We start from the raw sequence: 11,516 nt of genomic DNA on the forward strand, positions 1-11,516 counted from the left end.
TTGTTCTTGATAAAACTATAGTTTAGTAAAGATAAAAGAGTGGAATGTCGCAGATAAAAAAACAGGCTGAGTGATCAGCCTGATTCTGGATTATGCAGCGCTTAGGTGCGTTGTTATGTAGGGTTGCCAAGCATCTTGATAGAGCTGACGAGATTGACGACGCATATTCTCAATTTGCGCAGTTTCAAATTCAGTCATGGCGCGCTGCTCGGTATCGGCAGTTCGTTCAATTCGCTGAATTTGTTCATATAGGCTGTGCTCAGGGCCTGATTTAACATCAGCAATTGCTTTTAAGTGCAGTTGTACTTCAGCGACTAAGTTGGTTTTAGGCAATTTTACTAACACGTTCAAGTCACGGTAGCCTGATTGTGCTGGTTTCTTAAAGCGGTTTTTTACCTTAACAATAGTGGTTTCGCGGTCTAACACTTCGTACGCTTCCATTAAACTCGCTACATCATCAGCAACAATCGTTGCACGAGCCAAGTCGGTGATACGGTTCACTTGACCGTCCAGTTCTAAGGCAATTTTTTCTTGGGCACGCAGCGAAGATTTTACGCCTGCAAAGTAAGCGTCGGTGCCAGTGAGTAGGGCAGTACTTTTACAGATAGTTTCCAGCTCGAATTGAGCTTGGTGCGCTTTACTGTAAAGCACATCGAAATCAGAGTAAGGCTGTAGTGGTTGAGTATCGGTTGAAGAAATGCCATACAAACCACTTAAATTGTGTTTGAAGGCTTTAGAGCAAACCTGATCTTGGTTTGCACTTCGACTGCCATCATTGGTTGGAGATGGCATCGGCATCGCGGCAAAAGCTGGAGAACGGCTCAGCATCAAAAGCATTAGTGCCGTGGTGCGTAGGAATAAGCTCATTCACTCTCCTCAGAATTGTCGTTGCTTAGAAAAAAGGGAATTAAAAAAGTAATTACGCCTAAACAAAACAGTTCGTTACCCTAGTTATGGGGGCTGACTGAGCAAACTCAATCCTAGCAAATAGTCGTAGTTCAAAAGTTTTAACTAGATCTCAGTTGTTACTATTGGTACTGATTTTGAGTGGCTTTATTTGCAGAAGTTCACCCTTAAGATGTAACTAAGTATATCGAACGAAAATGAACCTAATCTGAATTTATGTTTAATTTTGTTGGGCTGTATACGGACAGTGGCAACTCAGTTCTTAAGAACGAACAAATGGAGTTGGGGTGAGATGTATATAAACTGTGTTTCGAAATTGACAAGTGTGGCGAGTTTTTTTGGGGGGAGGGGCACATCAAGAACGAGCAGATCCTACAGACGGGAATGAGTTCGGTTTACGTGGTAGCTAGTAGGGTAAAGTAAAAGGGGTGAGAACACCCCTCGTAACTATAATCTAATCAACTGGATTAAGGCTGTAACCACAAGCCTGATAACTTCCCAGTGGTGTGTTTTTAGTCGATTCATAAATATTCCTTAGTGACTATTAGGTCACATTTTTTCTTTTAGTGGTTACGAGAATCGACGATGGGTGCTATATTACCACATGACAGTTATGGACAGCACGCAGCGCCGAGTTGTTCATCTAAGCCTCATTTGATATTGGCGTATCACTTGAGGCTTTTGTTTATCTGCATTTTAACATTGTCCCTCCTGAAGTTTGATTTGATCTTACAAGCATTTTTCTCGCTTGAATGTTTTTTTTTAAACATTAGGCGATCTTTATTGCGTAGCTCTCAAATACACCATACTTATTAGTGTGTTTATTAACGTAAATACAACAATTGGTTTCAAAGCGGTTGTTTTCACTCCGGAAGCCAGATTAGTGGTATAAACAGAGGTTTTCAAGCTCAAGATCTTGCAGTTCCTGTGGATAACTAGTGAATTTAAAAAAATCTGTAAGTGAATACTAATTGATGGAGCGAGACGTACTAAGACTGTATGTTTAATCAGTTTTGGATTCGGTTCTTTGTTAACCATAACGAAAAAAAAATATCTTGATCTTAGGCAAAAAAAGTTAGTCAAATCATGGCTCTAAAATATGTGAGCCAATAGGTAGACTGGTTGTATTCAAATACTGCTTTTACAGTTTTTATGTGCGGTAGGAAGGAGCAATAGTTCAGCACTGATTTACTCCTAAAAATGCATGAACTTAGCTCATCCATGGGGGCTTTATGGGTTGACTGAAATTTCATCATTTACTGTGAATAAATCAATGTTTGCTCCATTCTTAAAGAATAGCCCTGATACAGATCCAAGTTGGTGTGCTTTCTTTACAAAGGGGCGAGGTCTTTGGCGTAATACTTTAATATTGAACTAGAACATGCTCAGATCGCTTTTCCGCTGTTTCCGAGTCTGAAAGGTGGGCTGATGAATGTGATTCATACAATGAACTAAAAAGCTAAGGACGGAGTAAACCTATCCCTCCTATGTATCTAGCCCGTGTTTGATGTACCATAAGAGTATTATATTTTGAAACAGGATCTTTTATGGCTCACAGTGAATTTTGGCACAACAAATGGGCTGCCAACCAGATTGGTTTCCACCTTGAAGACGTGAATCCGCTGCTGATCAACTATTGGCAAGAGACTAAGCCGAACTACAGTGACAAAGTGTTTGTCCCGTTGTGTGGTAAGTCAGAAGATTTGGTATGGCTTGCAACCAAGCATGAAGATGTGCAGGGCGTTGAGCTGAGCAACATTGCCGTACGTGCGTTTTTCGCCGAACATTTCTATACACCAATGGTGATGCCAATCAATGGTCAGCATGAGTTGTTCCAATTTGATGAGCTCTCGATTTACGTGGGTGACTACTTCACCGCGCCGATCAAACCTGTCGACATTGTTTACGATCGCGCGGCGCTGGTGGCGCTACCGGAAGAGATGCGTAATGATTATGTTGCCCGTCTTAAGAGTTTACTAAACCCCGGTGCGCGTATTTTGCTTGTCACACTAGATTATGTACAAGAGGAAATGGCAGGTCCCCCATTCTCTGTACCTGAGCTTGAAGTGCGTCGTCATTTTGCCGATTACAAAATTACCAAGCTTTACCGTGACGAAGGGGATGAAAACCACCCACGTATCGTACGCAATGGTTTAAGTCGATTTGCCGAAGAAGTGTATTTGATTGAGAGTTAATCCCTGACCACTTTTCGGTATATATAAAAATGTAGAAAACGCTTGGTGATGATAAGTCGCCAAGCGTTTTTTGATAGATTCACGTTACCCTAAGTGCTTAGGATAATAGGGTGAGTCTAGTAAATTATTTTAACTTTGTTTGCCGCAGTGATGGCATCTTCGATCGCTTGCTCTGTGGTAGGGCGCTGTGCAATCGCCACACCTAGTCGGCGGCGACCATCAATATCAGGCTTTCCGAATAGGCGCACTTGAGTCTGTGGTGCATTTAACGCATCAGCCAAGCCTTCAAAACGAATATTGCTTGAAGTGCCTTGCCCTAAAATGACCGCAGAGGCGCAAGGACCGTATTGGGTAATCGCAGAAATCGGCATGCCAGTAAAAGCACGAACGTGCAGCGCAAATTCAGACATATCTTGTGAAAGCAGTGTAACCAAACCAGTATCGTGTGGGCGAGGAGAGACTTCATTAAAAATGACAGTGTCACCTTTAACAAACAGCTCAACACCAAAAATGCCATAACCACCAAGCGCATTAACCACTTTTTCTGCCGCATCTTGTGCCGCTCTCAGAGCTTTATCTGACATCACTTGTGGCTGCCATGACTCACGGTAGTCACCATCTTCTTGGCGATGACCAATGGGTGCACAGAAATGCACGCCATCGACGGCACGTACAGTCAACTGAGTGATCTCATAATCAAAGTCGATAAAGCCCTCAACGATAACGCGTCCTGCGCCAGTACGTCCGCCTTCTTGTGCGTATTGCCATGCTTTTTCGACATCGTCTGCACTTTTGATAACACTTTGCCCTTTACCTGATGAACTCATTACTGGCTTGCACACACATGGAATGCCAACCGCTTCTACAGCCGCAGTAAAGTCTTGATAGTTGTCAGCAAAGCGGTAAGGGGAGGTAGTTAACTTCAACTCTTCAGCAGCAAGGCGGCGAATGCCTTCACGGTTCATGGTCAGTTTGGTCGCGTTCGCTGTCGGAACAACGTTTAGTCCTTTAGCTTCGAGCTCTACCAGTTTGCCAGTCGCAATGGCTTCGATTTCTGGTACGACGTAAGCTGGTTTTTCTTTGGCAATGATTTCTGCTAGTGCATCGCCATCGAGCATGTCCAATACGTAACTGCGGTGTGCGACTTGCATTGCAGGGGCGTTTTCATAACGGTCACAGGCAATGACTTCCAAGCCTAGACGCTGACACTCAATCGCGACTTCTTTGCCGAGTTCGCCAGAACCTAACAACAGAACACGAGTAGAATTTTCACTAGTTGCTGTACCAAACATACACACCCTTTTCTCTAAAGACATTGAAAACTGCGAAGAATCATACTGGAATAAAGACAAAAAGCAAACGTTTGCGCAAGGGCGTGATAACTGACTAATAGTTACAAAGTAAGATATGAAGCACATTTTCTTAACAGCGTGATCTGTGAATGTGAATTCATTGATCTAACGCCAAATTTAGCAAGCAAAACAGGAGGATGATTGCGGAAGACAATTTGAAATCTCAGGAAGAGTAGTAGCGTAATGCGTCCTTATTTGAAATACATCATACCAGTGGTGATCCCACTGCTGATTCTTTTAATGCCATTAAGTGCGTTTCCATTTGAAGGAATAACGATTTTACAACAAAGGGTTATCGCAATCTTTTTGTTGGCAGCCCTATGCTGGGTGTTTGAACCTATCCCGATTTATGCCACGTCGGTGGTGATAATTGTACTTGAGCTTTTGATGCTGTCGGATAAAGGCTTGATCTTTTTCCGCCTAGACCAAGGTCAGGCGCATTTCGGCGAATTGCTTAAATACAACGAAATTATGGCGACTTTCGCCAGTCCAATCATCATGCTATTTCTGGGTGGCTTCTTCCTTGCAATGGCCGCGACCAAATACCGTTTGGATGTCAACTTAGCTCGCGTATTGCTCAAGCCGTTTGGCAATGATCCCAAATACGTGATGCTGGGCTTAATGCTGATCACTGCCGTCTTTTCTATGTTTATGTCAAACACGGCCACCACGGCAATGATGCTGTCGATCTTAACTCCGGTTATTGCTGTGTTCGGTCCTAAAGACCCAGGGCGCGTAGCGTTTGCACTCTGTATTCCCGTTGCTGCCAATATCGGTGGCATTGGTACTCCGATTGGTACACCGCCTAACGCGATAGCGCTGAAATACTTGGTAGGCGATAACTATATCTCTTTTGGTGAGTGGATGGCGTTTGGTGTGCCGTTTGTGATTGTGATGATGGCACTTGCGTGGTTTTTGATTAATGCATTGTTTAGCGCAGAACAAAAGAGCATCGATTTATCGATCAAAGGTAAGTTCCTTAAAACACCAAAAGCGATCGTGGTGTATATCACCTTTGGCTTAACCATATTACTTTGGTTGATGGGCTCTGCGCATGGCATGAACTCTTACACTGTCGCACTTATTCCAGTTGCGGTGTTCTCACTAACGGGCATTATCAACAAAGAAGATTTAAAGAAGATCTCTTGGGATGTTTTATGGCTCGTCTCTGGTGGTATCGCATTAGGTTTGGCACTCGACAAGACAGGGCTTGCCAGTTTAGTCGTGCACAGTATTCCGTTTGATGAATATTCACCTTATGTGGTGCTCTTTGGTGCGGCATTCTTGTGTCTGTTGATGGCGAACTTTATGTCACACACCGCAACGGCAAACTTGCTGATGCCAATTATGGCAGCGCTAGGTGCGTCAATGACTTCACTGGCGCCTTTAGGTGGTGAAGTAACGCTTATCCTTGTTGTTACCTTCGCCGCTTCTTTGGGGATGTCACTGCCAATCAGTACGCCGCCAAATGCGCTGGCTCACGCCACAGGCAATGTAGAAAGCAATCAAATGGCTAAAGTTGGTGTCATCCTTGGGATTGTGGGTGTCGCGCTCAGTTTCGTTTTGGTATGGGTTCTTCATTCAGTGGGGCATATTGGCTAAGGCATGTATCAACCGGATTTAACCAGTTTAATTAACCGTTACTTTAGCCAGCCAGAGCGTACTCTGCTGGTTGAAGCAGGTGCGACACTACTGGAACAAAATGGGCGTAATGAGCGCCTCTACTATGTGCTAGAAGGCGAACTTGAAGGTTATGTTTCTGAGCACGGCGAAAATACGGCGAAAGTGTTTTCTGCCAGCCAAGGTGCCTTTATTGGCGTGCATAGTTTTTTCTCAGGTGTGTGGATTGCTTCTTCTACAGTTATCGCGAAAACCGATGCACGTTTGGCGTGGATCGACCGCAATATACCTGCGGTTGAGGAGTCAACCTTTGGACCGCTCACGGCGCAGTTTACACCAGTGATTGTCAATGAGTTGTCACGCCGGCAGTGGCGCGCATCTCAAGAGGCGATTGAAAAAGAGAAAGCTCTGCAAAAACTGAACTTAGCAGAGCAGATGACAACGCTTGGGCAACTCGCGGCGGGCATTGCCCACGAACTAAATAACGCCATCGGTGTGGTGAGCAGTAAATCAGAGCGGCTTGAAAATGTCATTGTTACGCTGCTTGAAGAGCTTCATCCGGAGGCGAGTCAGTTTTTCGATCATGGCTTACTTTACGGTCAGAAAAGTTCCTCAAGTGATGTTCGTTTGAGAGCAAAAGAGTTTGAAAAGCGTTATGGCATCGATAGAGCGACCGCTAAAGATCTCGCTCGCGCCATTCCAAGTGATACGGTTTCCTCACACTGGTTACGTAATCCACAAGAAGCGGTCAAGTACTGGAAAATGGGGCGTGATTTACATGATCTACGCTCAGCTTCAAAGCATACCGTTGGTATTGTCCGTTCGGTCAAACAGCTTGGGCGTGCAGACGTCGATACGTTGGAATGGGTCGATATCAATGAAAGTATTAACCGCGCTTTAGCACTATTACAGAGTGATTTACGCCCTGTCGAAGTGAGATTCAGCCCCGGAGATATGCCTCTTTACAAATGTTCGCAAACGGAATTGGTGCAAGTGTGGGTGAATATCATCAAAAATGCGTGCGACGCAATGATCGACAGTAACGGTGCGAAAATTGAGGTAAAAACACGTTTTAATCGTAATCGTATTTTAGTTTCGATTACCAATAATGGACCAGAAATAGAACCTGCAACCAGACGCCGTATATTTGATCCAAATTTCACCACTAAAAAAGGTGGTTTATCGTTTGGTTTAGGACTAGGTCTTTCAATTGTAAGAAGAATCGTCGCTGGCTACGGCGGTAGTATTGCGGTTAAAAGCGATGTTCAACAAACCATATTTAGAATTAAATTACCTATCGAGGATTAACATGGACAAACTAAATATTATTTGTGTCGACGACCAGCGAGAGGTACTTAGTGCGGTATTGCATGATTTAGACCCTTTGACCGCTTGGCTAAATATTGAAGATTGTGAGTCAGCAGATGAAGTGTTGTCGTTGATGGATGAACTTGATGCGGAAGGTGAGTTTATTGCGGTTCTAATCTCTGACCATGTGATGCCGGGTAAAACCGGCGTTGAGCTTCTGACTGAGGTGAGTAAAGACCGTCGTTTTATGCTGACTAAGAAGGTGCTTTTAACCGGTCAAGCGACGCATACCGACACCATTCAAGCGATTAATACTGCAGGAATTAATCAATATTTTGAAAAACCTTGGCAGGCGGATTTATTAGTAGAGTCGATTACTCGTCTTGCTACTGAGTATATCTTCGATGCGGGTTTGGATTATCAACAATATCATCAATACTTAGATCAGCAAGTTGTATTGGAGCGGTTGAGATAGGCGTAAAGCGACGTTCAACGCTATGAATATATAAACCTGAAAATAATTAAGGTTATTTCGGGTTTATATAACACCTATCAAAATGGCAAATTTAATAAAATATTTCGATCTAGATTGGTTAACTTGGTTTGGTTTGAACAAAAATAAAGCAATTAAAACTTGAGTTAAGGAAATACTCATTCAAGCATAATATAATCGCGTCAGCCTTTAAGGATGTGAAGTTGTTATCACGATGCAGTACGATCCAAAAAATTCGATAAAAATTCCTATTGATACGCTTACGATCGGTATGTTTGTTACCGCAATCGAACACAGTGAGCGCGTCAATCTCTCTCATGCAGGGCGTGTATCTAATAACAATGCGCTTAAACAACTTATAAGTAGTGGTGTTAAATACGCTTGGGTTGATCAATCACTGTCAGCCAAAGAATGTATTTTTAAACCGGTCGATGAAGGGGCTGTTCCTGCTCCCGCAACAGACACGCTCGGCGCATCAACAGTAAAGCCAAAAACACAAAGTCGCTATGCTCAGCAAAAACGAGCGTCAAAAATCATTCAAGAAGCAAAGGGACTGGCACAAAAGCTAATCAACCAAACGTTTGAAGGTAAGGTCATCCATGTCAATGAAATTGAGCAATGGGCAGACGATGTAATTGAATCGGTTTTGGTTGACTCTGACGCACTTCACTGCGTTTCAGCTTTACGCAATAAAGACAAGTATCTCCTTGAGCACTCGGTTAACGTCGCATGTTTGTTGGTCAGCTTTGGCAAGCATTTAGGTTTGTCTAAAGAGACGCTCAAACAAATGGCGATAGGTGGCATTATTCACGATGTGGGTAAAATCAAAGTCGATGATAAGGTGTTGCACAAGCCAGCCAAACTAACGCCTGAAGAATTTGAGCATATGAAGCTGCACCAGGTGTATGCAAAGCAAATCATCACTAATGTGAAAGGGCTCAGTGACGTATCGCGCGATGTGTGCCTTATGCACCATGAGAAGTTGGATGGTTCTGGCTATCCTTCAGGATTAACCGCTCAGCAGTTACCTGTGCATGGCAGAATGAGCAGCATTGTCGATATCTATGATGCTTTGACGGCAGATCGTTGTTACAAACGTGGCATGAGCTCTGCTGAGGCATTTAAGATTTTGCTAAGTCTAGCAGGGCATCACTTAGATAAAGATCTGGTTTATAAGTTTATTAACTGTATTGGTGTTTATCCAGTGGGTTCAATTGTTGAGCTTAGTGATGGACGGGTGGGAATTGTTTGGTCATCGAACCAAGACGAGCCACTTAAACCCGAGGTGAAGTGTTTCTATTCACGTAAATACAAACGCTATGTTGAAGTGAGTTACGTGGATTTAAAACATAGCGCGCTGAAAATTGATAAAGCAATCGCACCGCATAATTTGGAAATTGACCCAACCCCATTTTTTGATTTGTAACGAATAACAAAGGCGCCATTGGCGCCTTTTTAATCACCAGAGGTTAGCGTTACTACAACGCCAACGTTGTTAAACCGCCAAATAGGTCAGCGGAATATCAGGGTTGATCACTTCAAGCGTTGCTTGGGTATCCGCTAGGTGACTGATACTGCCATCACGCATCTCAACCAGAGCTGCTGATTCGATAGCATCAAATTCTTTGCCCGCAAGGCGAATTTGGCACAGCGCCACTTGCAGTGGAGGTAAGCTTGGGTTGAAGGCTGCGTTTTCTGCATAACCGCCAAGATATACGTTGCCACTTTTTAGCTTAAGTGCCACACCACTTAAGTTCTTGGTGTATGGCGCATGGCTGCGATTTAGTGCCGCTAGCGCTGATTTCACCAGTTCATCTTGATCGTCGGTGGTTTTACCGTGGTCAACGGTCGACATTAAGCCCGATTCAATGCCAAGATCTGCCGGGCCAAATGATTCTGGCAGATATTGTTGCAGCGTCATTTCATCACGTTCAGGAAGCTGCACGATCAGTTTGTCTGCTGTGGTTAGCTCATTCATAAACTGGCGGCAGTGACCGCAAGGGCTGAAGTTAATCGTGATATCAGAAAGACCTTGTTCACCTTTCATCCACGCGTGACTGATCGCTGACTGTTCAGCATGAACCGTTTGTCCAAGCTGTGCACCTGATAGCTCAAGGTTTGCACCAAAGTATAGGCGACCTGTTAAGCCGCGCACGATTGCACCAACATAGAAGTTTGAAATAGGCGCGTATGAATAAGCAGCGGCTAACGGCAGTAGTGCAACACGCAAGTCGGCGTCTTGCATGCCAGACAGTTGTAAAAGCTCGTTGTATTGCTCAGCGCTTAATGTCGCATCAAAGCCTTCTGCCATTACAATAGGGCTTAGATAATTGGCAACGTCGGACGGTAGGTTTTGTAGTGCCTGCTCGATACGGCTTCTCATAAGAAATCCTTCAGTAATTCGTACGCGATAGTTTGAGAGTGAGCTATCGTTGTCTTTGAATTTACATTCTATGATGGTCTAAGGAATTAACTGTGACGAAGATCATTATATAAAATGCAATAGATTACATTATTACATAGTTAGAGTGAGGTCACACAGATTGTGTAACCTCGAGAGGTTCAGTTGGTGAATTTATCACCTATGCATTGAGCCACAGCGCAAAAGCGAAGAAACTTGGAGCGATGATTGATGTAATAACGCCGCAAAGTACTAAAGCTAATGAACTAAACGCGCCATCCTCAGCATTTTTCTCAACACAAGTTGCGGTGCCCAAAGCGTGAGAAACGGTCCCCATAGTCAGACCGCGAGCCACAGGGTGAGTAATGTTCAGCATGTTGTAAATCGGGTAGGCGAGTATTGCGCCAAACAAACCGACTAACAGCACTAAGATTGCCGCAATTGCGGGTTCACCACCTAGGTTACGTGAAACTTCCATCGCGATAGGGGTAGTCACTGATTTACCTAGTAAGCTAGCAATCAACGATAAGTCTGTATGCAGCGCAACCGCGATAAGTGTACTGGTCAACATCGACATCACACTGCCCACGCTACAAGCAAGCATCACAATGCGCCAATTAGACTTAATTTGTGGCAATTGTTCATACAGAGGATAAGCAAGCGCCACGACTGCAGGTTGCAATGCAAAACTTAACCACGCATTTTCCGCATAGTAGGTTTCAAAGGGGACTTTGAAATAGGTCAGTATTGGGATCAGGATACCGATTGAGATTAACAAAGGGTTCATGATCGGGGTATTTAACTTGCGGCTGATGGCGCGTGCTATAAAGAAAGCCACAATGGTAGCGAGCATCCACATTACTTATTACCTCGCTTCAATAATCGGTCAAGCAGCAAACCCAATGCGACCAATACCACAAAGGTACCACCCACAGCAGCGGCGAGGATGGGTAATGCGTTGCTGATCAGGGTGTCGAAATGATCCATCAAACCAACACTGATTGGGACAAACAGCAAAATCATGTAACGGATCAGCAAGGTTGCGCTGGGTTTGACCCAATCGCCAGAGACCAGTCCGCTTGCCATTAAACCAAACAGGATCAGCATGCCGATGATACTGCCGGGAATAGAAGTACCGAGAAGGTTTTGAATATTTACGCCAGCCCAGAGGCAGATCAAAATCAACCCCATTGAGACTGCGTATTTAAGTAAGTTGTTAGCCATTGTACTGCGCCATTAGC

General features: G+C 44.1%; 10 protein-coding genes. 5 read left to right on the forward strand and 5 right to left on the reverse strand.

Annotated elements, in window-relative coordinates; all coding sequences use genetic code 11:
- Positions 1-90: 90 nt before the first annotated feature.
- Entirely contained in the window at positions 91-867 is a 777-nt protein-coding gene (locus DPF93_RS01000) for a nucleotidyltransferase family protein (RefSeq protein ID WP_114764353.1), read from the reverse strand.
- 1,586 nt (positions 868-2,453) lie between these two features.
- On the opposite strand from DPF93_RS01000, the gene DPF93_RS01005 reads away from it, so the two are divergent.
- The gene (locus tag DPF93_RS01005) at positions 2,454-3,101 is read left to right on the forward strand and encodes a thiopurine S-methyltransferase (RefSeq protein ID WP_114764354.1); all 648 of its coding nucleotides are present in this window, start codon (positions 2,454-2,456) and stop codon (positions 3,099-3,101) included.
- 116 nt (positions 3,102-3,217) lie between these two features.
- On the opposite strand, the gene purT is transcribed toward DPF93_RS01005, so the two are convergent.
- A complete protein-coding gene (gene purT / locus DPF93_RS01010; RefSeq protein ID WP_114764355.1) occupies positions 3,218-4,393 on the reverse strand; it encodes a formate-dependent phosphoribosylglycinamide formyltransferase in 1,176 nt (391 codons plus the stop codon).
- Between the two features lie 243 nt (positions 4,394-4,636).
- Here purT and DPF93_RS01015 point away from each other — a divergent pair, with 243 nt between their 5' ends.
- From DPF93_RS01015 to DPF93_RS01030, 4 genes are all read left to right on the forward strand, one after another.
- The gene (locus DPF93_RS01015) at positions 4,637-6,055 is read left to right on the forward strand and encodes an SLC13 family permease (protein ID WP_114764356.1); all 1,419 of its coding nucleotides are present in this window, start codon (positions 4,637-4,639) and stop codon (positions 6,053-6,055) included.
- Positions 6,056-6,058: 3 nt separating this feature from the next.
- On the forward strand, positions 6,059-7,381 hold the full coding sequence (locus tag DPF93_RS01020) for an ATP-binding protein (protein WP_114764357.1): 1,323 nt from the start codon (positions 6,059-6,061) through the stop codon (positions 7,379-7,381).
- A gap of 1 nt (position 7,382) precedes the next feature.
- Positions 7,383-7,856, forward strand: a complete 474-nt coding sequence (locus DPF93_RS01025) for a response regulator (protein WP_114764358.1) — start codon at positions 7,383-7,385, stop codon at positions 7,854-7,856.
- Positions 7,857-8,088: 232 nt separating this feature from the next.
- Positions 8,089-9,300 carry a cyclic di-GMP phosphodiesterase gene (locus DPF93_RS01030; protein WP_114764359.1) on the forward strand — a complete coding sequence of 404 codons (1,212 nt, stop codon included), beginning with the start codon at positions 8,089-8,091 and terminating at the stop codon, positions 9,298-9,300.
- A 69-nt stretch (positions 9,301-9,369) separates the two neighbouring features.
- On the opposite strand, the gene cdd is transcribed toward DPF93_RS01030, so the two are convergent.
- The 3 genes from cdd to DPF93_RS01045 form a co-directional block, all read right to left on the reverse strand.
- Positions 9,370-10,257 (reverse strand): cytidine deaminase, encoded by an 888-nt coding sequence (cdd, locus tag DPF93_RS01035; protein ID WP_114764360.1) that lies wholly within the window; start codon positions 10,255-10,257, stop codon positions 9,370-9,372.
- A gap of 199 nt (positions 10,258-10,456) precedes the next feature.
- The gene (locus tag DPF93_RS01040) at positions 10,457-11,134 is read right to left on the reverse strand and encodes a CidB/LrgB family autolysis modulator (protein WP_114764361.1); all 678 of its coding nucleotides are present in this window, start codon (positions 11,132-11,134) and stop codon (positions 10,457-10,459) included.
- Positions 11,134-11,499, reverse strand: a complete 366-nt coding sequence (locus DPF93_RS01045) for a CidA/LrgA family protein (protein WP_114764362.1) — start codon at positions 11,497-11,499, stop codon at positions 11,134-11,136. The genes DPF93_RS01040 and DPF93_RS01045 overlap by 1 nt, the downstream gene beginning before the upstream one ends.
- Positions 11,500-11,516 lie beyond the last annotated feature (17 nt).

This window comes from Vibrio rhodolitus, from assembly GCF_003350325.1.
Lineage (GTDB): Bacteria > Pseudomonadota > Gammaproteobacteria > Enterobacterales > Vibrionaceae > Vibrio > Vibrio rhodolitus.

Coding starts and splice junctions, on each gene's coding strand:
- DPF93_RS01040 (WP_114764361.1), bottom strand. CDS start 11,134: ATGTGGATGCTCGCTACCATTGTGGCTTTCTTTATAGCACGCGCCATC.
- DPF93_RS01030 (WP_114764359.1), top strand. CDS start 8,089: ATGCAGTACGATCCAAAAAATTCGATAAAAATTCCTATTGATACGCTT.
- cdd (WP_114764360.1), bottom strand. CDS start 10,257: ATGAGAAGCCGTATCGAGCAGGCACTACAAAACCTACCGTCCGACGTT.
- DPF93_RS01020 (WP_114764357.1), top strand. CDS start 6,059: ATGTATCAACCGGATTTAACCAGTTTAATTAACCGTTACTTTAGCCAG.
- DPF93_RS01005 (WP_114764354.1), top strand. CDS start 2,454: ATGGCTCACAGTGAATTTTGGCACAACAAATGGGCTGCCAACCAGATT.
- DPF93_RS01000 (WP_114764353.1), bottom strand. CDS start 867: ATGAGCTTATTCCTACGCACCACGGCACTAATGCTTTTGATGCTGAGC.
- DPF93_RS01015 (WP_114764356.1), top strand. CDS start 4,637: ATGCGTCCTTATTTGAAATACATCATACCAGTGGTGATCCCACTGCTG.
- DPF93_RS01025 (WP_114764358.1), top strand. CDS start 7,383: ATGGACAAACTAAATATTATTTGTGTCGACGACCAGCGAGAGGTACTT.
- purT (WP_114764355.1), bottom strand. CDS start 4,393: ATGTTTGGTACAGCAACTAGTGAAAATTCTACTCGTGTTCTGTTGTTA.
- DPF93_RS01045 (WP_114764362.1), bottom strand. CDS start 11,499: ATGGCTAACAACTTACTTAAATACGCAGTCTCAATGGGGTTGATTTTG.